The 25,316-nt window shown below is 70.4% G+C and carries 28 protein-coding genes; 11 read left to right on the top strand and 17 right to left on the bottom strand.

Annotation, left to right across the window (positions count from 1 at the left end; all coding sequences use genetic code 11):
- Positions 1-38: 38 nt before the first annotated feature.
- Positions 39-1,076, bottom strand: a complete 1,038-nt coding sequence (locus OG844_RS41430) for an NUDIX domain-containing protein (protein ID WP_406388161.1) — start codon at positions 1,074-1,076, stop codon at positions 39-41.
- Positions 1,077-1,334: 258 nt separating this feature from the next.
- Here OG844_RS41430 and OG844_RS41425 point away from each other — a divergent pair, with 258 nt between their 5' ends.
- Complete coding sequence (locus tag OG844_RS41425; protein ID WP_406396393.1) at positions 1,335-1,460, top strand: hypothetical protein; 126 nt, start codon at positions 1,335-1,337, stop codon at positions 1,458-1,460.
- 32 nt (positions 1,461-1,492) lie between these two features.
- On the opposite strand, the gene OG844_RS41420 is transcribed toward OG844_RS41425, so the two are convergent.
- Positions 1,493-2,461, bottom strand: coding sequence for an ROK family protein (locus OG844_RS41420; protein WP_406388163.1), 969 nt, complete (start codon positions 2,459-2,461; stop codon positions 1,493-1,495).
- Positions 2,462-2,658: 197 nt separating this feature from the next.
- Here OG844_RS41420 and OG844_RS41415 point away from each other — a divergent pair, with 197 nt between their 5' ends.
- Positions 2,659-3,687 (top strand): LacI family DNA-binding transcriptional regulator, encoded by a 1,029-nt coding sequence (locus tag OG844_RS41415; protein WP_351181925.1) that lies wholly within the window; start codon positions 2,659-2,661, stop codon positions 3,685-3,687.
- A 22-nt stretch (positions 3,688-3,709) separates the two neighbouring features.
- On the opposite strand, the gene OG844_RS41410 is transcribed toward OG844_RS41415, so the two are convergent.
- The 5 genes from OG844_RS41410 to OG844_RS41390 all read right to left on the bottom strand — a co-directional run bounded on the left by OG844_RS41410 (position 3,710) and on the right by OG844_RS41390 (position 8,219).
- Entirely contained in the window at positions 3,710-5,008 is a 1,299-nt protein-coding gene (locus tag OG844_RS41410; protein WP_406388165.1) for a DUF6986 family protein, read from the bottom strand.
- 172 nt (positions 5,009-5,180) lie between these two features.
- The gene (locus OG844_RS41405; protein ID WP_406388166.1) at positions 5,181-6,143 is read right to left on the bottom strand and encodes an electron transfer flavoprotein subunit alpha/FixB family protein; all 963 of its coding nucleotides are present in this window, start codon (positions 6,141-6,143) and stop codon (positions 5,181-5,183) included.
- A gap of 60 nt (positions 6,144-6,203) precedes the next feature.
- Entirely contained in the window at positions 6,204-6,989 is a 786-nt protein-coding gene (locus OG844_RS41400; protein WP_406388168.1) for an electron transfer flavoprotein subunit beta/FixA family protein, read from the bottom strand.
- Between the two features lie 201 nt (positions 6,990-7,190).
- Entirely contained in the window at positions 7,191-7,697 is a 507-nt protein-coding gene (locus OG844_RS41395) for a flavin reductase family protein (RefSeq protein WP_406388170.1), read from the bottom strand.
- Positions 7,698-7,892: 195 nt separating this feature from the next.
- Positions 7,893-8,219 carry a TlpA family protein disulfide reductase gene (locus OG844_RS41390; protein WP_406388171.1) on the bottom strand — a complete coding sequence of 109 codons (327 nt, stop codon included), beginning with the start codon at positions 8,217-8,219 and terminating at the stop codon, positions 7,893-7,895.
- Positions 8,220-8,439: 220 nt separating this feature from the next.
- Here OG844_RS41390 and OG844_RS41385 point away from each other — a divergent pair, with 220 nt between their 5' ends.
- The gene (locus OG844_RS41385) at positions 8,440-9,162 is read left to right on the top strand and encodes a lysophospholipid acyltransferase family protein (protein WP_406388172.1); all 723 of its coding nucleotides are present in this window, start codon (positions 8,440-8,442) and stop codon (positions 9,160-9,162) included.
- 22 nt (positions 9,163-9,184) lie between these two features.
- On the opposite strand, the gene OG844_RS41380 is transcribed toward OG844_RS41385, so the two are convergent.
- From OG844_RS41380 to OG844_RS41365, 4 genes are all read right to left on the bottom strand, one after another.
- Complete coding sequence (locus OG844_RS41380) at positions 9,185-9,877, bottom strand: B3/4 domain-containing protein (RefSeq protein ID WP_406388173.1); 693 nt, start codon at positions 9,875-9,877, stop codon at positions 9,185-9,187.
- 169 nt (positions 9,878-10,046) lie between these two features.
- Positions 10,047-11,126: a threonine aldolase family protein gene (locus tag OG844_RS41375; protein WP_406388174.1), complete on the bottom strand. Its 1,080-nt coding sequence runs from the start codon at positions 11,124-11,126 to the stop codon at positions 10,047-10,049.
- A complete protein-coding gene (locus tag OG844_RS41370) occupies positions 11,105-11,872 on the bottom strand; it encodes an SDR family NAD(P)-dependent oxidoreductase (protein ID WP_406388175.1) in 768 nt (255 codons plus the stop codon). The genes OG844_RS41375 and OG844_RS41370 overlap by 22 nt, the downstream gene beginning before the upstream one ends.
- 26 nt (positions 11,873-11,898) lie before the next feature.
- A complete protein-coding gene (locus OG844_RS41365) occupies positions 11,899-13,296 on the bottom strand; it encodes a DUF6421 family protein (RefSeq protein WP_406388176.1) in 1,398 nt (465 codons plus the stop codon).
- A gap of 278 nt (positions 13,297-13,574) precedes the next feature.
- On the opposite strand from OG844_RS41365, the gene OG844_RS41360 reads away from it, so the two are divergent.
- Positions 13,575-14,225 carry a glycerophosphodiester phosphodiesterase gene (locus OG844_RS41360; protein WP_406395995.1) on the top strand — a complete coding sequence of 217 codons (651 nt, stop codon included), beginning with the start codon at positions 13,575-13,577 and terminating at the stop codon, positions 14,223-14,225.
- 14 nt (positions 14,226-14,239) lie between these two features.
- Here the strand turns inward: OG844_RS41360 and OG844_RS41355 are convergent, their stop codons facing one another.
- Positions 14,240-14,788 (bottom strand): GNAT family N-acetyltransferase, encoded by a 549-nt coding sequence (locus tag OG844_RS41355; protein WP_406388177.1) that lies wholly within the window; start codon positions 14,786-14,788, stop codon positions 14,240-14,242.
- Between the two features lie 176 nt (positions 14,789-14,964).
- On the opposite strand from OG844_RS41355, the gene OG844_RS41350 reads away from it, so the two are divergent.
- The 5 genes from OG844_RS41350 (at position 14,965) to OG844_RS41330 (ending at position 18,320) form a co-directional block, all read left to right on the top strand.
- Positions 14,965-15,564 carry a DUF5134 domain-containing protein gene (locus tag OG844_RS41350; protein ID WP_406388179.1) on the top strand — a complete coding sequence of 200 codons (600 nt, stop codon included), beginning with the start codon at positions 14,965-14,967 and terminating at the stop codon, positions 15,562-15,564.
- A gap of 87 nt (positions 15,565-15,651) precedes the next feature.
- Complete coding sequence (locus OG844_RS41345) at positions 15,652-16,587, top strand: M56 family metallopeptidase (protein WP_406388180.1); 936 nt, start codon at positions 15,652-15,654, stop codon at positions 16,585-16,587.
- Positions 16,588-16,622: 35 nt separating this feature from the next.
- A complete protein-coding gene (locus tag OG844_RS41340) occupies positions 16,623-17,315 on the top strand; it encodes a phosphatase PAP2 family protein (RefSeq protein ID WP_406388181.1) in 693 nt (230 codons plus the stop codon).
- A gap of 20 nt (positions 17,316-17,335) precedes the next feature.
- Positions 17,336-18,061, top strand: coding sequence for an HAD family hydrolase (locus tag OG844_RS41335; RefSeq protein WP_406388182.1), 726 nt, complete (start codon positions 17,336-17,338; stop codon positions 18,059-18,061).
- 79 nt (positions 18,062-18,140) lie between these two features.
- Positions 18,141-18,320, top strand: coding sequence for a hypothetical protein (locus OG844_RS41330; protein ID WP_383175449.1), 180 nt, complete (start codon positions 18,141-18,143; stop codon positions 18,318-18,320).
- A 227-nt stretch (positions 18,321-18,547) separates the two neighbouring features.
- Here OG844_RS41330 and OG844_RS41325 read toward each other — a convergent pair whose 3' ends face one another.
- Entirely contained in the window at positions 18,548-20,038 is a 1,491-nt protein-coding gene (locus tag OG844_RS41325) for an LVIVD repeat-containing protein (protein WP_406388184.1), read from the bottom strand.
- 157 nt (positions 20,039-20,195) lie between these two features.
- On the opposite strand from OG844_RS41325, the gene OG844_RS41320 reads away from it, so the two are divergent.
- Together OG844_RS41320 and OG844_RS41315 are read left to right on the top strand one after the other, a co-directional pair.
- Entirely contained in the window at positions 20,196-20,882 is a 687-nt protein-coding gene (locus OG844_RS41320) for a DUF305 domain-containing protein (RefSeq protein ID WP_406388185.1), read from the top strand.
- An 88-nt stretch (positions 20,883-20,970) separates the two neighbouring features.
- Positions 20,971-22,353, top strand: coding sequence for an FAD-dependent oxidoreductase (locus OG844_RS41315; RefSeq protein ID WP_406388187.1), 1,383 nt, complete (start codon positions 20,971-20,973; stop codon positions 22,351-22,353).
- Between the two features lie 31 nt (positions 22,354-22,384).
- Here the strand turns inward: OG844_RS41315 and OG844_RS41310 are convergent, their stop codons facing one another.
- The 4 genes from OG844_RS41310 to OG844_RS41295 all read right to left on the bottom strand — a co-directional run bounded on the left by OG844_RS41310 (position 22,385) and on the right by OG844_RS41295 (position 25,297).
- A complete protein-coding gene (locus OG844_RS41310) occupies positions 22,385-22,732 on the bottom strand; it encodes a transcriptional regulator (protein WP_406388188.1) in 348 nt (115 codons plus the stop codon).
- A 50-nt stretch (positions 22,733-22,782) separates the two neighbouring features.
- Positions 22,783-23,574: a class I SAM-dependent methyltransferase gene (locus OG844_RS41305; protein ID WP_406388189.1), complete on the bottom strand. Its 792-nt coding sequence runs from the start codon at positions 23,572-23,574 to the stop codon at positions 22,783-22,785.
- A 55-nt stretch (positions 23,575-23,629) separates the two neighbouring features.
- Positions 23,630-24,733: an NADH:flavin oxidoreductase/NADH oxidase gene (locus OG844_RS41300; RefSeq protein WP_406388190.1), complete on the bottom strand. Its 1,104-nt coding sequence runs from the start codon at positions 24,731-24,733 to the stop codon at positions 23,630-23,632.
- Between the two features lie 162 nt (positions 24,734-24,895).
- The gene (locus OG844_RS41295) at positions 24,896-25,297 is read right to left on the bottom strand and encodes a hypothetical protein (protein ID WP_384610511.1); all 402 of its coding nucleotides are present in this window, start codon (positions 25,295-25,297) and stop codon (positions 24,896-24,898) included.
- Positions 25,298-25,316: the final 19 nt, after the last annotated feature.

Genomic DNA, 25,316 nt, shown 5'->3' with positions numbered 1-25,316 from the left:
TCCCGAACGGTGACGGTGCCGGTGGGCCGAGAGGCATCTCAGCCCACCGGCACACCGGCCTCCAGGTTGAGCACGGTCGACCGTTCGCGGGCCCTCAGCGCCCAGCGCAGCCGCTCGAAGCGGGTGGGCGGGAGCATGACGGCCGCTTCCTCCTCGGTGACGAAACGCCAGCCGCGCAGTTCCGAACCGGGCAGCAGGAGCTGCGCGGCGTCCTCGCCGCTCAGGCGCCCGCCGTCGAACAGGAAGCGCAGCCCCCCGTATCCGGGGGGTCTGGGCGCCTCCCAGTCGATCACCAGGAGTCTGGGTACGGTGCCGAGGCGGAGCCCGAGCTCCTCGGCGACTTCCCGTATCCCGGCCTCCGCCGGAGCCTCGCCCTGCTCCACCACCCCACCGGGGAACTCCCAGCCCGGCTTGTAGGTCGGGTCGACGAGCAGGAACCGGTCCTGTTCGTCGAAGAGCAGGACCCCGGAGGCGACGGTTTCCGCACGCGGTTCGGGGGTCTGCACGATCTCGCACTCACGGGCGTCCCCGGTGCGTACGGCCTCGGCTATCCGTTCGGCCGTCTCGTACGGGGTGAGGGCGCTGGTGTCGATCGTGTGGGCGTCCGCGGTGATCCACTCGAGCGCCGCCCGGTAGGGCTCGATGTGTTCGTAGGCCCACTGCCGGATCCTCTCGCTGTGCTCGGGATCGTCCGCGAACTCCTCCCGGCCGGCGATCCGTCTCCGCAGGATCGTTTCCTCAGGTGAGAGCAGTACATGACGCACCGGGATGCGCCGGGCGGCAAGTCCACCGAAGATCTCGTCGCGGTACTCCTGTCTCAGCAGTGTCATGGGCACCACGAGCACCCCGGAGAGCTCGGCGAGCAGAGCGGCGGCCGTGTCGACCACCAGACGCCGCCATATCGCCAGGTCCTGGTAATCGGTCACTTCGGCGAGCTTTTTCTGGGGCAGCAGGTGGCGCAGTCCCCCGCCGATCAGTTCGGGGTCGTAGAAGGTGCTGTTCGGGATCAGATCGATCAGTTCGCACGCGGCGCTCGTTTTGCCCGCACTGAACGCACCGTTGATCCAGACGATCACGGGTCCCCCTCTTCCGTAGCCCTCTGTGGCTTGCCCGCAACACCCCGCTGCGGAAACCCGCCCGGGCGACGCTGTTGCACGGAGTCGGCAACCGGCGGCTGTCGGAGGGCGTCCCATCTGTACGAGCCCAGCCGCCGGCGCGACCGTAACGGCGGGCGGCCGGACGTCGTTGGAGCGGTCAGCACAGCAACGACGAGGGGGTGCGCGGTGCGCCGTACGGTACTTGAGCGGTTTCCCGCGGGGGGACCACGGGGCAGCTTGCCCGCCGAGGAGTTCGCGGCCGCCCGACGCTGCGAGGGCATGGCCGCCGAGGTCGTGATGGACCTGGAGCAGGACGCGTTCCTGGTGGTCGTTCCGCAGCAGGCGACCGACCGGGGCCGTTGAGCCCGGCGCGGGGCGCCCGGCCCGGGAGGCCGCTACGGGGCGGCGACGGCCCGTACCCCGTTCGCTCCTGCGGGACGGACCGCAGACGCGGCGGCTGCCGCGCCCACCAGTCCTGCGTCGGTGCCCATCACCGCTGGGGCGACCGTCAGTTGCCGGACGAAGGACAGAGTGGCGTAGTCGCGCAGGTACCGGCGCAGCGGCGCGAAGAGCACCTCACCCGCGCCGGCCACTCCCCCGCCGATCACCGCGATGTCGATCTCGGCCAGCGTGGCGGTGGCGGCGATTCCGGCGGCCAGCGCCTGGGCGGCCCGCTCGTACGAGGCGACGGCGACCGGGTCACCGGCCCGCGCGGCGGCGGCCACCGCTGCTGCCGTGACATCGCCGTCCGGGCCGGGGAGCCAGCCGTTCTCCAGGGCGCGGCGCGCGATGTTCGGTCCGCTGGCGAGGCGTTCGACACAGCCGCGCGCACCGCACGGGCAGAGGTCGCCGTCCAGGTCGACGCTGATGTGACCGATGTGTCCGGCGTTGCCCGAGGGGCCCGGGTGCAGTCTTCCGCCGAGCACGAGGCCGCCACCGACGCCCGTGGAGACGACCATGCAGAGCGCGTTGTCGTAGCCGCGGGCCGCCCCCAGCCAGTGCTCGGCCGCAGTCATCGCGACGCCGTCGCCGACCAGCGCGACGGCGAGTCCGCCCGTTTCCGCACCGACCCGCTCCACCAGCGGGAAACCCCGCCAGGCCGGCACGTTGACGGGGCTGACCGTGCCGGCCGAGGCGTCGACCGGCCCTGCGCTGCCGATGCCGGCCGCGCTCACCCTGTTCCACAGCGTGGAGGCCCTGAGCTCGGACAGGACCTCGCTCACCGCACCCATGACCGTCTCGGCGTCCTCACGTGCGGGTGTCGGCCGCTGCGCCCGCAGGAGAAGGGTTCCGCCGCCGTCCACCAACGCGCCGGCGATCTTGGTGCCGCCGATGTCGAGCGCTGCGACGAGGTCGGTATGCATCGGTGTGGTCTCTCCGGATGGGTGAGGAGCGGGCGAAGGTGCGGACCTGCGACTTCCGTACGTGGTCTGCATAGTCTCCATTCTGTTGACAACGTTGTCCAGGGCCTATGCTCGACGCCACAGGCTCCGAGCCCTCCCCAGCACCGCCCGTGGGGCGCCGCCGGAACCTCCCGCACCCGACGACAGGACAGCGCACCGTGGCCGAGACCACCCGTCATTCCGAGTCCCGCTACGGCAACCGGCCCACGATGAAGGACGTGGCGGCCCGTGCCGGAGTGGGCCTCAAGACGGTATCCCGGGTGGTGAACAGCGAACCCGGCGTCACCCCCGACACGGAGCGCCGCGTCCAGGAGGCGATCGAGGCCCTCGGCTTCCGCCGCAACGACAGCGCGCGGGTGCTGCGCAAGGGCCGCACGGCCTCCATCGGCCTCGTCCTGGAGGATCTCGCCGACCCGTTCTACGGCCCCCTGAGCCGCGCGGTGGAGGAAGTGGCGCGCGCCCACGGTGCGCTGCTGATCAACGGCTCCAGCGCCGAGGACCCGGAGCGCGAGCAGGAGCTCGTGCTCGCGCTCTGCGCACGTCGCGTCGACGGCCTCATCGTGATTCCGGCCGGTGACGACCACCGCTACCTGGAGCCCGAGATACAGGCGGGTATCGCCACCGTGTTCGTGGACCGCCCTGCGGGGCGGGTCGATGCCGACATGGTCCTCTCGGACAGCTTCGGCGGCGCGCGCGAAGGCGTCGGCCACCTACTCGCGCACGGCCATCGCCGGATCGGCTTCATCGGAGACCAGCCGCGCATCCACACCGCGACGGAGCGGCTGCGCGGTTACCACGCGGCCATGACCGACGCCGGAATCACGGTCGAGGACTCGTGGGTCTCCCTCGGATCCACCGATCCGGAGCGGGTCGGGGCAGCGGCCCGGACCATGCTCTCGGGTCCCGAACCGGTCACCGCCCTCTTCGCGGGCAACAACCGCGTGACGGTCACCGCCGTGCGCGTCCTCGCAGAGTACGAACGCCGGATCGCCCTGGTCGGCTTCGACGACATCGAGCTCGCCGACCTGCTCGGCATCACGGTGATCTCCCAGGACGCCGCGGCGGTGGGCCGCACCGCCGCGGAGCACCTCTTCCGCCGCCTCGACGGAGCCGACCACCCCCCGGTGCGGGTGGAGCTCCCGACGAGGCTCATCCCCCGCGGCTCGGGCGAACTGCCGCCCGCCTGAAACATGCGTACGGCGCGCTCGGCTACGGCGTCGTGACCGTCAGCCCGCCGCGCCGGGGAGAGGCGAAGGCGTCCAGGTCCGCGCGGGTGAGGCCGGTGAGCCGGGCCACCTCCGCGGTGTCCAGGGCGCCGCAGTCGACGCCGCGCAGCAGATAGCCGCTGAGTGCCTTGGCGGTGGCCGGCTCGTCCATGACGTCGCCGGCCGCCTTGGCGACATACGCGGCGAGGCGGGACGCGGCCTGTGCGAGACCCTCCCGGTAGAAGGCGTACACGGCCGCGTAGCGGGTCGGCAGGTGACCCGGGTGCATGTCCCAGCCCTGATAGTAGGCGCGGGCCAGAGCGCGCCGGGTGAGGCCGTAGTGGAGGCGCCATGCCTCGTGGACCTGGTGGGCGGGGCCGACGGGGAGCACATTCGTGGAGCCGTCGCACACGCGCACGCCGGTTCCCGCGGCGGCCACCTGCATGACGGCCTTGGCATGATCGGCGGCCGGGTGGTCGCTCGCCTGGTAGGCGGGGCTGACCCCGACGCAGGCGCTGTAGTCGAAGGTGCCGTAGTGCAGGCCCGTCGCTCGGCCCCGCGCGGCGTCGATCATGCGGGCCACGGCCGCGGTGCCGTCCGCGGCGAGGATGGACTGGCTCGTCTCGATCTGGATCTCGAACCCGAGGCGGCCCGCGGGCAGCCCGTGAGCCTGCTCGAAGGCCTCGAGCAGGCGGACGAAGGCCGTGACCTGTTCGGGGTACGTCACCTTGGGCAGCGTCAGCACGAGCCCCTCGGGGAGGCCTCCGGCCCGCATCAGACCGGTGAGGAAGATGTCCGTGGTGCGGATGCCGCGGTCGCGCACCCCGGCTTCCATGCACTTCATGCGGATGCCCATGTACGGGGCGGCGGTCCCGTCCCTGTACGCCTCGGACACCAGCCGGGCCACGCGGGCGGCGGCCTCGTCCTCCTCCGCGTCCGGGCGGGGCCCGTAGCCGTCCTCGAAGTCGATGCGCAGGTCCTCCACGGGCTCGCGCTCCAGCTTGGCGCGTACGCGGTCGTGGACGGGCTCCGCGAGCTCCTGCGGGATGCCCAGGACCGCGGCGAGCGCGGCCGCGTCGGGGGCGTGTTCGTCGAGGGCCATCAGCGCCTGGTCGCCCCAGGACCGGATGGTGCCGGCGGTGAAGGTGTCGGCGGGGACGTACACGGTGTGCACCGGCTGGCGCGTGCCCGGGTCTCCCGGGTAGCGGCGGGCGAGTTCGGCGTCCACCGCCGCGAGGGAGGCACTGATCTCCTCACCCACCGCGTCGGCGAGGCTCGTCGCCACCTTCTCCTGCTGACCCATGACCGTACCCTCCGCACTCTCGCAATTTCCGCTTCCCGGAAACACTCATCCGCATAGTGAAGTTATAAGTCCGCCTGCCCTTGCGTCAATGGTGATCGGAAACGGTCCGGGGCCGCGCGGCGAGGAACACCGCGCGGCCCCGGACCGTCGCACAGGTACTGCTTCTCGCGGGTCAGCCCTTGCGGGTCTTGACCTCGTCGGTCAGCTGCGGGACTACGGCGAACAGGTCGCCGACGACGCCGTAGTCGACCAGGTCGAAGATCGGAGCCTCGGCGTCCTTGTTGATCGCGACGATCGTCTTCGAGGTCTGCATGCCGGCCCGGTGCTGGATCGCGCCGGAGATGCCCGAGGCGATGTAGAGCTGCGGGGAGACCGACTTGCCGGTCTGGCCGACCTGGTTGGTGTGCGGGTACCAGCCGGCGTCGACCGCGGCGCGGGAGGCGCCGACTGCGGCACCGAGCGAGTCGGCGAGCGCCTCGATGATCGCGAAGTTCTCGGCGCCGTTGACCCCACGGCCGCCGGAGACGACGATCGCGGCCTCGGTCAGCTCGGGGCGGCCGGTCGACTCGCGCGGGGTGCGGGAGAGGACCTTGGTGCCGGTGGCGGTCGCGGAGAAGGAGACGGCGAGGGCCTCGACGGTGCCCGCGGCGGCAGCGGCCTCGACGGGGGCCGAATTCGGCTTGACCGTGATGACCGGAGTGCCCTTGGAGACACGGGACTTGGTGGTGTACGAGGCGGCGAACGCGGACTGCGTCGCGACCGGACCCTGGTCGCCGGACTCCAGGTCGACGGCGTCGGTGATGATGCCGGAGCCGATACGGACCGCGAGGCGGGCCGCGATCTCCTTGGTCTCCGCGGAGGAGGGCAGCAGCACGGCGGCCGGGGAGACCGCGTCGTAGGCGGCCTGCAGCGCGTCCACCTTCGGTACGACGAGGTAGTCGGCGAACTCCGGGGCGTCGGCGGTGAGGACCTTGACCGCGCCGTGCTCGGCGAGGACACCGGCGGTGTCCGCGGCACCGTTGCCCAGCGCGACGGCGACGGGCTCGCCGATGCGGCGGGCGAGCGTCAGCAGCTCCAGAGTGGGCTTGCGGACGGCACCGTCCACGTGGTCGACATAGACGAGAACTTCAGCCATGGGACTTCAATCTCCTGCGTGCGAAGTAGGCGGGGGCGGTGAAGGGGGAACGGCCGGGGCTCAGATGAACTTCTGGCCCGCAAGGAACTCGGCCAGCTGCTTGCCGCCCTCGCCCTCGTCCTTGACGATCGTTCCCGCGGTGCGGGCCGGACGCTCGGCCGCGGAGTCCACCGCGCTCCAGGAGCCGCCCAGGCCGACCTCGTCCGCCTCGATCTCCAGGTCCTCGAGGTCCAGGGACACAACCGGCTTCTTCTTCGCCGCCATGATGCCCTTGAACGACGGGTAGCGGGCCTCACCCGACTGGTCGGTCACCGAGACCACGGCCGGCAGGGAAGCCTCCAGCTGCTCGGACGCGGAGTCGCCGTCGCGGCGGCCCTTGACCGTGCCGTCCTCGACCGAGACCTCGGAGAGCAGGGTGACCTGCGGGACGGAGAGCCGCTCGGCGAGCAGCGCCGGGAGCACACCCATGGTGCCGTCCGTCGACGCCATGCCGCAGATGACCAGGTCGTAGCCGGTCTTCTCGATGGCCTTGGCGAGCACCAGCGAGGTGCCGATGACGTCGGTGCCGTGCAGGTCGTCGTCCTCGACGTGGACGGCCTTGTCGGCGCCCATCGACAGCGCCTTGCGCAGCGCGTCCTTGGCGTCCTCGGGGCCCACCGTCAGCACGGTGATCTCCGCGTCGTCCGCCTCGTCGGCGATCTGCAGTGCCTGCTCGACCGCGTACTCGTCCAGCTCCGACAGCAGACCGTCGACGTCGTCACGGTCCAGGGTCAGGTCATCGGCGAAGTGCCGGTCGCCGGTGGCGTCGGGCACGTACTTCACACAGACAACGATCCTCAAGCTCACGCCGGCTCTCCTACTGCATCGTCTTTTCTGGGCTGCCTTGTTGCACGCAGCATAGGCGCCTTATGGGGCGGTTTCCGGTCAGGGCGACCGATGCTCCGGTGGAAATATTACTCGTCAGTACACCCATTGATCTGCCCATAAGCAAGCGCTTGGAACTGTGACGTTGCCAACGCGGTCCGCTCATGTGCCGCATGCGGGTCCTCAGTCTCGCAGAGCGGTGAATCGGCCCTGGTGGTAGACCAGCGGGCGGCCACCTCCGGAGGGATCCCCGGCCACCGCCTGAGCGATCACCACGCGATGATCCCCGGCCGGAATCCGGGCCACCACTCGGCACACGAGCCAGGCGACCACACCGTCGAGCAGGGGCACGCCTTCCGGCCCACTGCGCCAGCCGGTGGACGGGCCGAACCGGTCGGCGCCGCTGCGCGCGAACGCGGCGGCCAGCTCCCGCTGTTCCTCGCCGAGTATGTGCACGCCGATGTGCTCGGCCTCGGCCACCACGGGCCAACTGGAGGACGCGGTGCCCACACCGAAGGAGATGAGGGGCGGCTCGGCGGCGACGGAGTTGAGCGAGGTGGCCGTGAAGCCGACCGGGCGCTTGCCGGCCGCGGTGATCACGGCGACACCGGCGGCATGCTGCCGGAAGACAGAACGGAGAAGTTCGGGCGAGGCCGTCCGGGGGGCGGCGAGATCGGGCGAGGCCGTCATGGGATGTCCTTCTGCGAGGGGATGTACGGGGGCCGTGGGTTCTCAGGCACCCGGACAGCGCGCACTGGCATGGCGTACGAGGTCGACGTGGACCCGGCCGTAGAGAAGGAGTGCTGGCGGCATGCCGTCAGACTTCCGATACGTGGTGTGTGCAGTCAAGCGTGTCCCGCCATGTGGGAGATGCATCACGGTCCGTCACAACGCCCGCCCCAGCGCCGCGACGACGTCGGCCGTCCTCGGCTGCCCCGCGGCCCGCCGGACGATCCTGCCCGCCGCGTCGAGCACGAGGACGGTGGGCGTGCGACCGATGCCGAGTCTGCGTACGAGCGTGAGATGCGCCTCGGCGTCGATCTCGATGTGCGCCACGCCGTCGACCATCCCCGCGACCTCGGCCAGCGTGCGCCGAGTGGCCCTGCAGGGCTGACAGAAGGCGCTGGAGAACTGCACGAGGGTCGCTCGATCCCCCAGTTCCGCGCCGAGTTGGGCAGCGTCCAGGGTCTCGGCAGCCGTCTGCCCGTCCATCCGCGTCCTCCTTCTCAGAGCTCTGCGCAAAGGGTCAGCACCCTATGGCCCCATTACATTCCCGGAGGTTTCACGTGACGAGAATCTCGCGCGCCGGGCCCTTTGGGGCTGGCCACGGCGTCGCGCATGGGGCACGATCGCCACAATGCCGATTACCTACGGCTGCGTAACTTCCGCCGGGAGAACCCACCCCAGGCACTGAAGAAGGGTCTTCATCCAGATGGCAGAACTCGTCTATCGGCCGGTCGTCGGCGCCGCTCGTACGCTGTTCAAGGCGCTCGACCTGAAGATCGACACCCAGGGTTCGGAGCACATCCCGAAGACCGGTGGCGCCGTACTGGTCAGCAACCACATCAGCTATCTGGACTTCATCTTCACCGGACTCGGCGCCCTCCCGCAGAAGCGGCTCGTCCGCTTCATGGCGAAGGAATCGGTCTTCCGGCACAAGGTCTCCGGCCCGCTGATGCGCGGTATGAAGCACATCCCCGTCGACCGCAACCAGGGCGAGGACGCCTACGCGCACGCGCTCGCCTCGTTGCGGTCCGGCGAGATCGTCGGTGTGTTCCCCGAGGCGACGATCTCCCAGTCCTTCACCCTGAAGAGCTTCAAGTCGGGTGCCGCGCGGCTGGCCCAGGAGGCCGGCGTGCCGCTGATCCCGATGGCGCTGTGGGGCACGCAGCGGCTGTGGACCAAGGGCCGCCCGCGCAACTTCCGGCGCAGCCACATCCCGGTCACCATCCGGGTGGGCGAGCCCCTGGATGCGCCCACCGACCAGTACGCGGGCGCGATCACCCGTAGGCTCCGGGAGCGCGTGCAGGAGCTCCTGGAAGCGGCGCAGCGCGCCTATCCGGTGCGCCCCAGGGACGCGAGCGACACCTGGTGGGTTCCGGCGCACCTCGGCGGTACGGCTCCGACGCCCGCCGAGGTCCGCGAGCTCGGCTGACCGGCCGGTCAGCAGCGAATCGTCACGCCGGTTCGTGGAGGGTGATCCGTACCCCGGGGCTCAATTTCTCGAGGGACTCGGCGAGTTCGGTGGCTGCGACCCCGAGCTCGCCGGGCGTCACGGGGGCAAGACCCTCCAGCAGGAAGAGGGCGTTCACCGATTCCTCGGTGAGACGCGTGCGCACGCCCTGACGCCAGTTCCAGCGGCGGCAGGTCACGGCCTCGTCGTCGCGCCAGACGACCTCGCCGGGCTCGGGGTGTTCCACGGCGTCCTCGCCGCCGGCGACGGTGGGGAACGGCTCCAGCCCCGTCGCGCGCACGATCCGCATGGCACCGCCGATGCGGTCCAGGTCCTCGCCGCCGACAGGGATCAGGTGGGCGACGCTGATGGCGTTGTAGAGGTCGACCAGCAGATTGATCCGGGGCAGTCCGGCCTCGGTGAGCGCGCGCCTGGCCAGCGCCTCGGCGGAGTTGCGGGTGCGTGAGGGCTTGGCACCGAATGACGTGTAGGTCTCGCGCCAGGCGGCGATGTGCGGGTCCTCGTGCGGCGCCCGGCCGCCGAGCCGCTCGACCAGCCTGCGGGTCGCATCGTCCAGCAGCGCCGAACTGTCCTCGTTGCTGGGCCCGTTGACCAGACCGTGTGCCTCGACGGCAACATGGGTGAAGCCCGGGGCCAGGCTGCGCACTTCGTCGGTAACCGTGATCGTCAGGGCCATCGTCCGCCTCGCTCCGACGCGTTGCGGGCACAGGTCCGGGCGTTCCGGAACCACCGCACGCGGTACGGCACAGTGTACTGGACAGCCCAATCCACTGGACTTGCGCGTGCGCCCGCCGGGCACAGCGATGCGGCCGACCGGGCGCTCCGGTCGGCCGCATCCCCCACGACTACTTCGACATCTCGTCCTTGAGCGCGAGCACGAAGGCGTCGACGTCCTCTTCCCGGGTGTCGAAGGCACACATCCAGCGGACGTCTCCGGCCTTCTCGTCCCAGAAGTAGAAGCGGAAGCGCTTCTGCAGCCGTTCGCTCACGTCGTGCGGCAGGCGGGCGAAGACGGCGTTGGCCTGGACGGGATAGAGGATCTCCACGCCGTCCACCGAGCGGACCCCCTCGGCGAGGCGCTGCGCCATGGCGTTGGAGTGCCGGGCGTTGCGCAGCCAGAGGTCACGGGCGAGCAGCGCCTCGAGCTGGACGGAGACGAAGCGCATCTTGGAGGCCAGCTGCATCGACAGCTTGCGCAGGTGCTTCATCGCACGGACGGAGTCCGGGTCAAGGACGATGACAGCCTCGCCGAAGAGAGCGCCGTTCTTCGTGCCCCCGAAGGAGAGGACGTCGACGCCGACCGCGTTGGTGAACGTACGCATCGGCACGTCCAGCGACGCGGCGGCGTTGGCTATCCGGGCTCCGTCGAGGTGGACCTTCATGCCCCGCTCGTGGGCGTGATCGCAGATGGCCCGGATCTCGGCCGGTGTGTAGACCGTACCGAGCTCGGTGTTCTGGGTGATCGACACGACCTGTGGCATCGCCCGGTGCTCGTCGTCCCAGCCGTAGGCCTGGCGGTCGATGAGCTCCGGCGTCAGTTTGCCGTCCGGGGTCGGGACGGTGAGCAGCTTCAGTCCGCCCATCCGCTCCGGCGCTCCGCCCTCGTCGACGTTGATGTGGGCGGATTCGGCGCAGATCACCGCGCCCCAGCGGTCGGTCATGGCCTGGAGCGCGACGACGTTGGCTCCGGTGCCGTTGAACACCGGGAAGGCCTCGGCGGTCGGGCCGAAGTGGCTGTGGATGACCCGCTGGAGGTGCCCGGTGTAGTCGTCCTCGCCGTAGGCGACCTGATGGCCGCCGTTGGCGAGGGCAAGGGCGGCGAGGATCTCCGGGTGCGCGCCCGCGTAGTTGTCACTGGCGAAACCGCGTACATGCGGATCGTGGTGACGTCGCGCATCGGTCCTTACGGTTGCGGGGTCAGCCACAGACGCTTTCCGTTCACTTCTCCGGCGGGCATGTCCCAGACGCCGGCGATGGCCTCGGCCAGCTCCTTGACATCGGTGAAGCCCGCAAACTTCGCATTCGGGCGCTCGGCGCGCATCGCGTCGTGCACCAGTGCCTTGACGACCAGGATCGCAGCAGCCGAGGTCGGACCGTCGTCGCCCCCCGCCTTGCGGAAGGCGTCGCCCAGAGCGAGCGTCCAGGCCTCTGCCGCGGCCTTGGCTGCGGCGTAGGCCGCGTTGCCCTCCGTGGGCTTGCTGGCTCCTGCCGCGCTCACCAGGACGTAGCGGCCGCGGTCACTGCGCTGCAGGACGTCCTGGAACGCGAGAGAAGTCGACTGGACCGTACGGATCAGCAGCTTCTCGAGGAAGTCCCAGTCGGCGAGCGACGTCTCGGCGAAGGTCGCGCTGCCGCGCCAGCCCCCGACGAGATGGACGAGGCCGTCGATCCGGCCGAACTCCTTCTCCGTCTTGTCCACCCACTCACGCGCGGCACCCACGTCGAGCAGATCGACGGTGTCTCCCGTGACGGTCGCTCCACCGTGCGCGTACCGCGCGGCGTCGACCGCCTCGGCGAGCCGTTCCGGATGGGAGTCGGACGCCACCACGGTCGCGCCCGCCTCGGCGAGCCTCAGCAGTGTGGCCCGGCCGGCGGGCCCCGCCGCTCCGGCCACCGCGATCACCGCACCCTCGAGCACACCGCTGCCCTCGTTCCTGTCTGTTCCGTTCATGGCCACCGACTCCTCAGAACGCGCGTTCACGCAGCTGCCCGCTCGGCATCCGTCGCCGTGATCCCCTTGGTGGCGGCGATCACGTGCTTCAGCTTCTTGGAAAGCGCCTCATAGAACATGCTCAGGGGAAACTCGTCCGGAAGCACGTCGTCGACGAGCTTGCGTGGCGGCTGGGTCAGGTCCAGGGCGTCCGGACCCTTGGCCCAGCGGGAGCCGGGGTGCGGGGCGAGATAGGTGGCGACCAGGTCGTACGCGGCGAACCAGTGCACCAGCTTGGGCCGGTCGATGCCGTCGCGGTAGAGCTTCTCGATCTCGCCGCAGAGCTGGTTGGTGACCTGCGGGGCGCGGTCCCAGTCGATCTTCAGGGTGTTGTCGGTCCAGCGGACCACGTCGTGCTTGTGGAGGTACGCGAAGAGGAGCTGGCCGCCGAGGCCGTCGTAGTTGCGCACGCGCTCGCCCGTGACGGGAAAGCGGAACATCCGGTCGAACAGCACCGCGAACTGCACGTCGCGGCCCTGGCCGAAGCCGTCGGCCTCCAGGTTCACAGCCTCCCTGAAGGCGGTGAGGTCGCAGCGCAGCTCCTCGAGTCCGTACATCCAGAACGGCTGGCGCTGCTTGATCATGAAGGGGTCGAACGGCAGGTCGCCGTGGCTGTGGGTGCGGTCGTGGACCATGTCCCAGAGTACGAATGCCTGCTCGCAGCGCTTCTGGTCGCCGATCATCTCGCGGATGTCGTCGGGCAGCTCGACAGCCAGGAGCGCGACGGAGGCCTCGGTGACGCGGCGGAAGCGGGCCGCCTCGCGGTCGCAGAAGATGCCTCCCCAGCTGAACCGCTCGGGAGCCTCGCGCACGGCGATGGTCTCGGGGAAGAGCACGGCGGAGTTGGTGTCGTAACCCGAGGTGAAGTCCTCGAAGGTGATGCCGCAGAACAGCGGGTTGTCGTAGCGGGTTGCCTCGAGGTCGGCGAGCCACTCGGGCCAGACCATGCGCAGCACGACCGCTTCGAGGTTGCGGTCCGGGTTGCCGTTCTGCGTGTACATCGCGAAGACGACGAGGTGCTGGAGTCCGTCGGCGCGGTTCTTGGCGGGCTGGAAGGCGAGGAGCGAGTCGAGGAAGTCCGGAACGCCGAAGTCGTCGGCGGCCCAGCGGCGCAGGTCCTGAACGAGGGCGCGGTGGTACGCGGCGTCGTACGGGAGCAGGGGGGAGAGCTCCTCGACCGCGGTGATCACGCGCTCGAGCGTGGCGGTGGCCGTCTCCGTGGAGGGGGCTCCCACGGCCGCGAAGTCGATGGAGCCGTCCTTCGACTGCCAGGGACGCAGCTCTTCCACGGCACTCTTGAGCACGGGCCAGGCCGGGTGCTCGACTACCCGCGGGGCAGCAGCTATCGCGCCGGTGGCGGCGGCGTGCTCAAGAATTTCCGTCATAACACTTCCTTCACAGAAGAACCTCGCGTGGAGCAACGGTAACCACCGTCGGCCACTTCGAACAAGTCGGATCCAGAAAATTATCCTGCGATCCTCCATCATCACCGCTATTTTTCCTGCCACACATCCGCTGGACAACTTCTTCCGCCGCACGGGCAGGACGTTAGCCTTCCTGCGCGCGAGACCTGGTTCCCTGGGGTATGAGCAGCACGCGGGGGCCGACGACGGACGGAAGCGGGATTGCCTTGACTTTTCTCACCATCGGTCACCGCGGAGTCATGGGTGTCGAGCCGGAGAACACGCTGCGCTCCTTCGTGCACGCGGAGCAGGCCGGCATGGACGCCATCGAACTGGATCTCCATCTGAGCAAGGACGGCGCACTCGCCGTCATGCACGACGCCGCGGTGGACCGCACGACGGACGGCAGGGGGCAGATCGCCGAGAAGACGCTGGCAGAGCTCCGCGAGCTCGATGCCGGACAGGGTGAGCGGGTGCCCGTCTTCGAGGAGGTGCTCGACGCGGTCGGCTCACCCCTGCAGGCGGAGATCAAGGACCTGGCCGCGGCGCGGGCGCTCGCCGAGGTGATGCTGCGGCGCGATCTCGCCGGCCGGGTCGAGGTGTCGTCGTTCCATGACGGGGCGGTCGCCGAGATCGCGCAGCTGGTACCGGGGGTGCGGACCGTGCTCATCGCGAGCCACTGGGGCGGGGACGTGGTCGAACGCGCCCGGGCGGTGGGCGCTGCCACGCTTGCCCTGAACATCCGCCGCACCACGCTGGAGGTCGTGGAGCAGGCGCACGCGGCGGGTCTGAAGGTGATCGGCTGGGTGGTGAACACCCAGGACCATCTGCGTCTGGTGCGCGGACTCGGCCTGGACGGAGCGACGACCGACTATCCGGAGATCCGCCGGGCGGGCCGCTTCACCGCCTGAGCCCCGGGACGGGTCTACAGCTCCTTGACGAGCAGCTCGAACGCGAGGTCGTCGCGCTGCGGGATGCCGAAGCGCTCGTCGCCGTACGGGAAGGGGGTCAGCTCTCCCGTACGGCGGTAGCCCCGGCGCTCGTACCAGGCAATCAGCTCCTCGCGGACCGAGATCACCGTCATGTGCATCTCGGTCACACCCCAGCTCTCGCGGACCATGCGCTCCGCCTCGGCGATGATGACCTTGCCGAGGCCGGCGCCCTGGAGCCCGGGCTTCACCGCGAACATGCCGAAGTAGGCAGCCTTGCCCCGGTGCTCGAGCTGGCAGCAGGCGACCGGCTCTCCGTCCCGCTCGGCCACCAGGAGCCGCCCCGAGGGAGCCGTGACCACCTCGCGCACCCCGTCCGCGTCCGTCCGCTGCCCTTGGAGGATGTCCGCCTCCGTGGTCCATCCGGCCCGGCTCGAGTCGCCGCGGTAGGCGGACTGGACGAGCTGCACGAGAACCGGCACATCGGCTTCGGTCGCGTCGCGGAAGGTCAGCTGTGCCCGGTCAGGGGACGGTGCGATGTCCATGGTGGCGTTCTCCGTTTGTCTGCTGCCGACGGTGCGGTCCGAGACTAACCCGGCCGCCGGCCGCCCCCTTCGGGCCCTGGTGCGCTCCCCCAGTACCCCAATGCGCCCCGGTAGGGCGATCCGGCGCTGGGCACCGAGTAGATGACATCGGCGATCACCGTAGGGGGAGGTGCACCGTGCACGGACCGGCGCCGGCCGGCTGGCTGTTGATGGTGCTGTGCGGAGCCACGGGGGCGTACAGCCTGGTGCGTACGCGCAGCGGAACGGAGGAGGAGCGCAGGACGGCGCGCGCGGAAGGACTGATGGGTTTCGGCATGGCCGCGATGGCCGTGCCCGCGGCCGTGTTCACCCTGCCCGGCTGGACCTGGGCGGTGTACGCGGTGCTGTTCGGCGGGGCGGCTCTGCGCGTGCTCGTGGCCGCCCGGTACCGCGCCCACCATCTGCACCATCTGGTCGGTTCGCTGGCCATGGTCTACATGGCGGTGGCGATGGCGCGCAACGCGGGCCGGGGCGTGAGCGGCGGGCACATGGATCACGGAGCCGCCGGATCCGCGGCGTCGGCCGGAGGCATACCCCTGCTGACCGGAGCGCTGCTGGCGTACTACGCGCTGTACGTGCTGCGCTCCGCGGGACGGTTGATCCCGGTGACCGCAGCCGCCGGCCCGGGCAGTCCTGGCCGTGCGGCGGGCCCCGGCCGGGGGTCGCGCCCCGAGCTGGCACTGGCCTGCAGGCTGACCCTGGGGATAGGCATGCTCGCGATGCTGCTCACTCTGTGAGACAGCGGGCCCGTTGTGCCGTGTCGTGCGTCACTTGGCGTGCACGGCCATACCCGCGAGTACCGCGGCCCTCATAGGGTGACGCCCATGCTGGTCTCCCTCGTGCTGCTGGTCCTCGGTGCACTGACCGCCGTTGTGACTCCGCGCCTGATGGCCCGGGCACAGTGGCCGGAGCGCGAGCCGGTCGTGGCCCTGTGGGTCTGGCAGTGCGTGGTCGCCGGGGTTCTGCTGTCCTTCGGGCTCTCCATGATGCTCAGTGCGGCCGCCGCCTGGCAGGCGGTACGGGGACAGGTCTTCGCGCCCGCCCCCCGCGCGGTGGTGGAGGCCTACGCGCTGGCCGCCTACGGGCCCTGGTCGGCCGTCATCGCGGTGCTGCTCGCGCTGGGCGGTCTCTGGACCGTGGCCATGCTCGTACGGGAGATCCACCGGGCGCAGCAGCGGCGCAGGCGGCGCCGGAGCGAACTGCTGGTCCGTTCCCCACTGATGCCCGGCGAGGAGCCCGGCAGCGGCCCTCTGGTGGTGCTGGAGGGCGAGCGTCCGGATGCCTGGTGGCTGCCCGGTGCGGCGCCTCGACTGGTCATCACCACAGCGGCTCTCGGGCGGCTGAAAGGCCGTCAGCTCGATGCCGTACTGGCTCATGAGCAGGGTCACGCGCAGGCCCGCCACGACTGGCTCCTGCACTGCTCGACCGCGCTGGCGACCGGGTTCCCGCAGGTGCCGGTGTTCGCGGCGTTCCGTGACGAGATGCACCGACTGGTCGAACTGGCGGCGGACGATGTGGCGTCCCGGCGCTTCGGGCGCCTCACGATCGCCCTCGCCCTGGTCGAACTCAACGAGGACCGCGGAGTGTTCGGCCCGTGCCCGACCCCGGACGCGCAAGTGCCGCTCCGGGTGAACCGGTTGCTCGCCCCGGTGGAGCGGCTGACCGCGGGCCGTCGGCTGCGGCTGACCGCGGCGGCCGCCCTGGTGCCGGTCGTACCGCTGTTGGTGGCCTTCGTTCCGGGACTCAGCGCACTGGGATGAGTGGGTTTCGCCCCACGTCCGCGAGGATCGTCCCCATGCACTCCCCTTCCCGGCCCCCGCACACCGAAGCCGGCTTTCCGACGACCGGAGTCATCTGCGCGGCCCTGGCCGCTGTGCTGCTGATCCTGGTCGCGGTGCGCTGGTCACCCCTGATGTCGCTGGACCGCACGGTCGCCGAGGCTCTGCACCGCAGAGCGGTGACCGAGTCCGGGCTCGTCCAGGTCAACCGGGTGCTGACGGACTGGGTATGGGACCCCTGGACGATGCGCGCCCTGATCGCCGTCGCCGTGATCGCCCTGTGGTGGCGCGGGGCGCGGTTGCTCGCGGTGTGGGTGGCCGCGACCAGTGCGCTCGCCACGGCGTCTCAGCAAGGGCTGAAGGCCGCCCTGGGCCGCGAGCGCCCCCGGTGGCCCGACCCGGTGGATTCGGCGAACTACGCGGCCTTTCCGTCGGGCCACGCGATGACGGCGGTGGTGAGCTGCGGACTGCTGCTGTGGCTGCTGCGCCTCTACGGCGCGGGGCCGAGGCTGTGGCGTACGGCACTGACGGTGGCGGGGGTCTCCGTGGTGGGCGTGGCCGTCACACGCCTCTACCTGGGGGTGCACTGGATGACCGATGTCGTGGGCGGCCTGCTGCTGGGCGCCGCCGTGGTCGCGTTCTCGACAGCCGGTTACACGGCACTCCGGCGGCGCGGCGGACGGGACGCGGCCTTGTCGCGACGCCCGTGAAACGGCGAGGATCAGGGACCATGGCCGTCAAAGGTGTGCTCTTCGACTTCTCCGGGACCCTCTTCCGTATCGAGTCGGTCGACTCGTGGCTGCGTGCCGTCCTCGACGCACGGGGCGCGACCATGGGACGGGCCGACTTCCGACGGTTCGTACAGCGGCTGACAGCTGCCGGGGCCCTGCCGGGCGGCCCTCATCCGCAGCGGGTTCCGTCGCACCTCACGGCGGCCTGGGCCGATCGGGACAGGAGCGCGGAGCTGCACAGGCAGGCGTACACCGGGCTGGCCCACCGGGCCGAGCTGCCGGATCCCGGCCTGTGCGACGCGTTGTACGACCGCCATATGACGCCCGAGGCATGGCGCCCGTACCCCGATGCCATGGAGGTGCTCCGTGGGCTGCGGCACAACGGGATCGCGGTCGCTGTGGTCAGCAACATCGGCTGGGATCTGCGGCCCGTCTTCCGGACACACGGCCTGGACGGCCTGGTCGACGCGTACGTCCTGTCCTTCGAGCACGGCATCCAGAAGCCGGATCCCCGCCTGTTCCGGACCGCCTGCACGCTGCTGGGGCGCGATCCGTCGGACGTGGTCATGGTCGGCGACGACCGGCACGCGGACGGGGGCGCGGCCGCACTGGGCTGTGACGTGCGTTTCGTGGATCACCTGCCCGTACGGGAGCGGCCGGACGGGCTCCGTGCGCTCGGGCTGGTGGCGCTCGCGGACGGGCGCCCGGATCCGCACGCTTCGTGAAGACTTCTTGGAGACGGTGTGAGGGATGTCCTGTCCGCCGATGGGGCTGATTGTCGGACAGGGGCCTTAGCCTGGACGCATGTCCCCGTATCCGAACACGTCCGGTTCCGTGCGTTCCGCCTCAGTGGTCAACGAAGAGATCCGTGACCTGTGGCAGCGCTCGGGCGGACTGCTGTCCCCGGACGACGAGACGGAGTACCAGAGCCTGCTGGTGGAGTGGGCCGCGGCGGCGGGTACGAGCGTGAGGCCTGCGGCCTGAGAGCCTCCGGTGTGGCACGGGCCCCGGCTGGTACCGCCGTTGCCCCGCCGGTACCGTCCGGCTCCCGCCGGTGTTGCTGGGTCCTCTGATTCCGGCGATCCCCCGCGTCGCCGGATCCAGGGGTACAGCATGTCCCCGCGTGGCTCGTCGGTCAATGAATTAAGCGTGCCCCGCCAGGTGCGATCCACCCGGCGGGGCACGGCGTTTCGTGCGGAGATGCGGCCGGGTCAGCGGTCGAAGTAGTCCGGCTGCGTCTGCACGTTGAGCTCGTGCATCCGCACCCGCTTCGCCGGGTCCGTCCGCCAGTCGTCGAGCCTCAGCACGTCGAAGCCCTTGGCGATGTCGTTGGAGTAGATATAGCCGTTGTAGTAGTAGGCCGACCAGGGACCGGCCGTGGTGACGGCCGCGGTCGTGATGGGACCGCGCTCGAAGAAGGCGATCTCCTTCGGCTTCGCGGAGTTGGTGAAGTCCCATACGGAGACGCCACCCTGGTACCACGCCTGGACCATCAGGTCGCGGCCCTTGACCGGGATGATCGACCCGTTGTGGGCGACACAGACCTCGGTCTCGGCCTGCGGGCGGTCGATCTTGAAGTAGCTGCGGAAGACCAGCTTGCGGTGGTCGCCCCTGCCGATGATGTCGTAGATGCCGTCGGCGCCGCGGTTCGGACCGACCTCGTCGTTGCAGGTGGCCGCGCCGCCTCCGCCGAGCTCATCGGTGAAGACGACCTTGTCGGCACCCTGGTTGAAGGTCGCGGAGTGCCAGAACGCGAAGTTCACGTTGTCCTGGACCCGGTCGATGATCTTCGGGTTCTCGGGGTCCTCGATGGAGAACAGCAGACCGTCCCCCATGCACGCGCCGGCCGCCAGGTCCTTCGACGGGAGCACGGTGATGTCGTGGCAGCCGGTGGTCTTGGAGACACCCGGGTTGTCCGGAGCGCCCGGGTTCCCGCCGTCCGGGAAGAGGATCGGGAAGTTGACGATCCGGGACTCCTCGGGAGCGTTGCGCGGCACCTTGATGACGGAGATCCCGTCGTGCGGCGGCTGGCAGTCCGGGAACGTCGCGTTGGGCGAGTACGAGGAGACGTACACGTAGACGTTCTTGCGCTCGGGAACGATCGTGTGGGTGTGCGAACCACACGCGGTCTCGACTGCGGCGACGTACTGCGGGTTGCGCTTGTCGCTGATGTCGAAGACCTTCATGCCCTCCCAGGAGGACTTCTCCGTGGCGGGCTGGGTGGTGCTGGCGCACGAGTTGTCGCTGCGTGAGGAGTCGGTCGACAGGAAGAGCAGGTCCCCGGAGACCGAGATGTCGTTCTGCGAACCGGGGCACAGGACCTGTGCGACGGTCCTCGGGCTCTTCGGGTTGCTGATGTCGAAGATCCGGAAGCCGTCGTAGTTTCCGGAGAAGGCGTACTTGCCCTGGAAGACCAGGTCCGAGTTCGTGCCCTTCAGCGCGTCCTTCGGAACGTTGGCGACGTGAGTGATGTTGTCGCTGTGGACGATCTCGTCCACGCCGGGTATCTCGCCGCTCTTGATGGCGGCCCTGGCTTCGGCCTGCTGGCTCACGGAGACACCGCTGCTGGTGGCAGCCTTGTCACCGGGGTCGGGTGTCGCGGCCGCGGGCCCGGCCGTGAACAGCGTGGCGATCAGTCCGGCCGCGGCTGCCGCCACACCCAGACGTCTGCGCCGCACTCTGGTGGTGTGCAACGAGGTCACTGCGTCCTCCCTTGTGGCCGTTCATGGTTGAACGGTGCATCGACCCCGGCAGTATCGTCCCTCGCATGTACACACCAACAGATGGCAACAGAGACGTAATAAAAGTTTTTGATCTTTGCCCTGCGGAAGGTGTTAGGACGGTCTGCAACACACCCATGTGGCACAGGAGGTCGCCGTGTTGATTCGCTGTCAGATCCCGCGCGCACGCGCAACCGCTCTCGCGGCGACGCTCGCGGTGGCCGTACTCGCCCTGGGGGCCTGCGATTCCGGAAGCGGCGACAAGGAGACGAAATCCGCGACGGGCAAGGGGCCTTCGGTGGTGGCGCCCGGAAAACCGGGCGAGCCCGCAAGGACGCTCTCCGCCGAGGAGGCGGTGAAGGCCGCCGGGGACGACACCCCCAACTCCGCGGACTTCCGCTACGCCGAGCTGATGATCGAGCACCACAAGCAGGCCCTGGTCCTCACCGCACTGGTCTCCGGACGGAGCGCCTCCACATCTGTCGAACGGCTCTCCGAACGCATATCGGCAGGTCAGAAGCCGGAGATCGGCGCGATGGAAGGCTGGCTGAAAAACAACGGCGGAGACAAGCGCACAGAGTCCCACGACCACTCCGCCATGCCCGGCATGGCGACCGAGGGCCAGCTGAAGAAGCTGCGCGCGGCACGGGGCAAGGCCTTCGACGCACTGTTCCTCGACCTGATGATCACTCACCACCAGGGCGCGATCACGATGGCGACGGAGGCACTCGCCGACGGCAACAACGTCACCGTCGAGGAGATGGCCACCGATGTCGTCGCCCAGCAGACCGTGGAGATCGACCGGATGCGCAAGCTGATGACCTGACGGCCCGGGCGAACCGGACCCCGCGTGCCTCTCCCCCGTTTCGCGCCGCGGTGCGATGCTGGAGGCATCCTGCGGGAAGAGGTGCGCCGTGCTTCGTGTCGCCGTCGTCGGTTCGGGCCCCAGCGGTGTCTACACCGCCCAGGCCCTGCTGCAGCAGTCGCGGGTGCCGGATGTGCGGGTCCATGTACTGGACCGGCTGCCCACCCCGTACGGTCTGGTCCGCTACGGTGTCGCCCCCGACCACGAGAAGATCAAGTCGCTCCAGAACAGCCTCCGGGCGGTTCTGGAGGACGACCGGATCACCTTCGTCGGGCATGTCGAGGTGGGCGGCGAGGGCGGGCTGTCACCCGCCCGGCTCAAGGAGCTGTACCACGCGGTGGTCTACTGCGTCGGTGCGGCGGCCGATCGCCCGCTCGCCGTTCCCGGCGAGGATCTGCCGGGGAGCTTCTCCGCGACGGAGTTCGTCTCCTGGTACAGCGCGCACCCGGACACGGCCGCCGACGGCTTCACGCTCGGGGCGCGCTCGGCCGTGGTGATCGGCGTCGGCAACGTCGCGGTCGACGTGGCCCGGATCCTGGCCCGCGGCGCGGCGGAGCTGCGTTCCACCGATGTGCCCCCGGCAGCCCTGGACGCACTCGCGGCGAGCCGGGTCCGGGAGGTCCACATCGCGGGCAGGCGCGGCCCCTCACAGGCGAGGTTCACCACGAAGGAACTGCGCGAGCTCGGTGCGCTGCCGCGCGCACGGATGGTCGTGGACGGTGCGGAGCTGGCCCTCGACCCTGCTTACGCGTCCCCGGCGGGCGCGCCCGGGACGCCGCCGCTGCCCGCCGTGGTGCGGCGGAATCTGGAGGTGCTGCGCGGGTGGTCGGCCGATCCGCCGCCCCTGGGGGGTGACCCTGAGCGCCGCATCCGGCTCCGCTTCTTCCTGCGCCCGGTCGAGCTGCTGGAGAGGGGCGGACGGGTGGCGGGTGTGAGGTTCGCGCGGACGGCTCCGAACGGTGCCGGTGGAGTGCGGGACACCGGTGGCTACGAGGACATCGAGGCCCAACTCGTGCTGCGGGCCGTGGGCTACCGGGGGACTCCGCTGCCCGGTCTGCCGTTCGACCCGGCGCGGAGCACGGTGCCGCATCTGGCCGGCCGGGTGCTGCGGGACGGGGTCGCGTCGCCCGGGGAGTACGTCGCCGGGTGGATCAAGCGAGGCCCGACGGGAGTGATCGGTTCGAACAGGTCCTGCGCCAAGGAGACGGTCGCCTCGCTGATCGACGACGCGCCGCTGCTGGCGGAAAGGGCAGTGCCCGCCGACCCGCTGGGCGCCCTGAGGGACTGGGGGCTGCGGCCGGTGGAGTGGAACGGCTGGCTGTCGATCGAGCGGGCGGAGGCCGCACTGGGCCGTTCGCTCGGACGTGGACGGGTGAAGATCCCCGACTGGCCCGGACTGCTCGACGCGGCACGGGGCGACGGCACCGGGTGACGGGACAGCCCTTGAGCGGCCCGCCGTGGGGTCAGTCCTCCCCGAGACGTTTCGCCTGCCGGTCCGCCGCACCGAGGACACTGTCGAGCAGGCCCGGAAAAAGGGCGTCCAGGTCCTCCGTCCGCAGGCCGCTCAGCTTGGCGGTGCCACGGTAGATCTGCCGGATCACACCGCTTTCGCGCAGCACCCGGAAGTGATGCGTGCTGGTGGACTTGGTGACCGGAAGCCCGAAGCGGGAGCAGGCCAGTTCATCTGCGGCGCCTGCCAGTTGGCGCACGATCCGCAGTCGTATCGGGTCGGAGAGCGCATGGAGCACGTCCTCCAGGCGGATCTCGTCCCGCGAGGGGTGTGCGAGCGCACGGGCGGCATTCGATGTCACTGTGGCTCCACTTCGTCCGGGCTGTCCATTGTACGAGACCTGTCGTAGTTTTACCGGCGGGTGGCGACCACCAGACGGGCGCGGGGACTGCCGTCCGGGCCCTGGCCGAGGTCCGTGAGGGGAAGCAGCCGCACGGAGAATCCGGTGCGCACGAGATCCTCCGTCACATCCGGAAGCCGGAACGTGCGGTAGTACATGACGAACGGCGGACGCCACAGCACGTTGCGCACGCGCATGGCCGCGTCGAAGCCGAGCAGCGACCAGTAGGCACGCGAACCCACCGGGGGCGGCGCACCGACCGGGAAGACGAACCGGCCACCCGGCCGCAGCGATGCGTACACCTGCCCGAACAGCTCGGGGCGCTCCTTCGGCAGGAAGTGACCGAACGCCCCGAGGCTGATGGCCAGATCGAAGACCGGCGCGAAGGGCAGCGCCAGCGCGTCGGCGCGTACCCAGTCCACCCGCGGACCGCCGTCGCCCCCTGCCTGTGCCGCCCGTGCGGCTTGTGCCGCCTGCGCCACTTGCGCCACTTGCGCCACTTGCGCCACTTGCGCCACTTGCGCCACGGCGAGCATTCCGGCGCTGAAGTCGACTCCGGTGACCCGCTCCCGGCACAGCTCGCCCAGTACGCCCACACCCGCTCCGGTGCCGCAGCAGACGTCGAGCCCCCTGTCGAAGGGGCCGAGGGGGCGCACCGCCCGGGTGACGGCGTCGAGCACCCGGTCCGGGGTCCGGTAGGGCGTCCGGTCGAACTTGGGGGCGAGCAGGTCGTACCCGCGCATCGTGGACGAGAGCGCCTGAACGGCCAGTTCGCGGAGGGTCGGGCCCTGTGGAGTGAACATCGCGGATCAGCGTACCGAGAAAAGCCCGGGCCCCCGCCCCGGGCGCAGCCTCGTGTCAGACAGCCCGCTGGTACTGCTCGGGTGTCGGAACATCTCCGCCGAGTGCGCGCGAGGCGTTGCGGGCGAAGTAGGGGTCGCGCAGCAGTTCCCGTCCGAGCAGAACGGCGTCGGCGCGCTCATCCGAGAGGATCTTCTCGGCCTGTACGGGGTCGGTGATCAGACCGACGGCGGCCACCGGAAGGCCCGCCTCGGTGCGGACCCGCTCGGCGAACGGCACCTGGTAGCCCGGCCCGACGGGGATCTGCGCGCGCGGCGCGAGCCCGCCGGTGGAGACGTCCAGCAGGTCGACGCCGTGCGCCCGCAGCTCGCGTGCGAAGCGGACGGTGTCGTCCGCCGTCCAGCCCTCCCGCTCGTCGTCCGCGTTCTCGGTCAGCCAGTCGGTGGCGGAGATCCGGAAGAACACCGGGAGTTCCTCGGGCCACACGGCCCGGACCGCGTCCACGACCTCCAGGGCGAAGCGGATGCGGTTCTCGAAGGAGCCGCCGTAGGCGTCGGTCCGGTGGTTGGCGTGCGGGGAGAGGAACTCACCGATCAGATATCCGTGGGCGCCGTGGACCTCGACGACACGGAAGCCGGCCGCGAGCGCCCGGCGGGCGGCATCCGCGAACCGGGCGACGACCTGTTGGATGCCCTCGACCGTCAGCTCGGCGGGCACCGGGTGGCCCTCGTCGTACGCGACCGGGCTCGGGGCGACCGGCTGCCAGCCCTCACTGTCCGGGGTCGCCTCGACCGGACCGCCGCCCAGCCAGGGGCGGTCCGTCGACGCCTTGCGGCCGGCATGGGCGAGCTGGACGCCGGGAACGGTTCCGTGGCGCGTGAGGAAGTCGGTGATGCGGCGGAGTGCGTCCGCCTGCCGGTCGTTCCAGATGCCGAGGTCGGCGGGGCTGATCCGGCCCTCCGGGCTGACGGCCGTGGCCTCCACCAGGATCAGACCCGTGCCGCCCGTCGCGCGGGAGGCGTAGTGGGCGAAGTGCCAGTCGTTCGCCGCGCCCGTGTCCGGCCCCGACGTCTCCGCGCTGTACTGGCACATCGGGGCCATCCAGATGCGGTTGGGAATGGACAGCGACCGCAGGGTGTAGGGCTCGAAGAGTGCGCTCACGGGAGACTCCGCTTCCTCTGGATGCGACGATGCGACGGGCAGGACAGGCGGGCGGACATGCCGAGCACGCCTTATACGAGATTCACCGTACTACGAGATCTACCGTACTACGGGAAACGTCGAATTACGAAGCCTCTCGTACAACCGGCCCGGGTCCGCCCTTCACCTCCCCGGCCGCCGCCGCCTGAGCCTGATGTCGGCCTCGGCCGCGTACATCTGGCTCCAACTGCGTCCGCCGCCCGACGTCCACGTCACCTGGACGTTCGCCCCGTCGACCCTGACGCCCTCCACCGTCATGGCCCGGTCGCCGTCGCGTACGTCGCCGCGGAGCAGTTCGCGGGCCTTGACGGTCACCGGATCCGACAGACGCGCGTTCTCCGCCTCCTCGGCCGCCCCGACGAGCGCCGCGGCCAGTTCCCTGGCCGCGGCCGGGGAACAGGACCAGGAGGCGCCGGCCGACGGGCCCTCGATCAGGATCCCGACCCTGGGGGCGCCCTCGGCCGGGCCGGGGGTCACCTCCAGCGCCGCACCGCGTCCCTCGGTGTCCTCGATCTCGATGCTCATGCCTGTCGCGCCTCCTCGT

This window comes from Streptomyces sp. NBC_00887 (genome assembly GCF_045207585.1).
This window is presented reverse-complemented; position numbering and strand designations above follow the sequence as displayed.

Coding starts and splice junctions, on each gene's coding strand:
- OG844_RS41405 (WP_406388166.1), bottom strand. CDS start 6,143: ATGGCTGAAGTTCTCGTCTATGTCGACCACGTGGACGGTGCCGTCCGC.
- OG844_RS41420 (WP_406388163.1), bottom strand. CDS start 2,461: ATGCATACCGACCTCGTCGCAGCGCTCGACATCGGCGGCACCAAGATC.
- OG844_RS41305 (WP_406388189.1), bottom strand. CDS start 23,574: ATGTTCACTCCACAGGGCCCGACCCTCCGCGAACTGGCCGTTCAGGCG.
- OG844_RS41340 (WP_406388181.1), top strand. CDS start 16,623: ATGCACTCCCCTTCCCGGCCCCCGCACACCGAAGCCGGCTTTCCGACG.
- OG844_RS41410 (WP_406388165.1), bottom strand. CDS start 5,008: ATGGGTCAGCAGGAGAAGGTGGCGACGAGCCTCGCCGACGCGGTGGGT.
- OG844_RS41395 (WP_406388170.1), bottom strand. CDS start 7,697: ATGACGGCCTCGCCCGATCTCGCCGCCCCCCGGACGGCCTCGCCCGAA.
- OG844_RS41385 (WP_406388172.1), top strand. CDS start 8,440: ATGGCAGAACTCGTCTATCGGCCGGTCGTCGGCGCCGCTCGTACGCTG.
- OG844_RS41295 (WP_384610511.1), bottom strand. CDS start 25,297: ATGAGCATCGAGATCGAGGACACCGAGGGACGCGGTGCGGCGCTGGAG.
- OG844_RS41335 (WP_406388182.1), top strand. CDS start 17,336: ATGGCCGTCAAAGGTGTGCTCTTCGACTTCTCCGGGACCCTCTTCCGT.
- OG844_RS41345 (WP_406388180.1), top strand. CDS start 15,652: ATGCTGGTCTCCCTCGTGCTGCTGGTCCTCGGTGCACTGACCGCCGTT.
- OG844_RS41355 (WP_406388177.1), bottom strand. CDS start 14,788: ATGGACATCGCACCGTCCCCTGACCGGGCACAGCTGACCTTCCGCGAC.
- OG844_RS41365 (WP_406388176.1), bottom strand. CDS start 13,296: ATGACGGAAATTCTTGAGCACGCCGCCGCCACCGGCGCGATAGCTGCT.
- OG844_RS41380 (WP_406388173.1), bottom strand. CDS start 9,877: ATGGCCCTGACGATCACGGTTACCGACGAAGTGCGCAGCCTGGCCCCG.
- OG844_RS41330 (WP_383175449.1), top strand. CDS start 18,141: ATGTCCCCGTATCCGAACACGTCCGGTTCCGTGCGTTCCGCCTCAGTG.
- OG844_RS41370 (WP_406388175.1), bottom strand. CDS start 11,872: ATGAACGGAACAGACAGGAACGAGGGCAGCGGTGTGCTCGAGGGTGCG.
- OG844_RS41360 (WP_406395995.1), top strand. CDS start 13,575: ATGGGTGTCGAGCCGGAGAACACGCTGCGCTCCTTCGTGCACGCGGAG.
- OG844_RS41390 (WP_406388171.1), bottom strand. CDS start 8,219: ATGGACGGGCAGACGGCTGCCGAGACCCTGGACGCTGCCCAACTCGGC.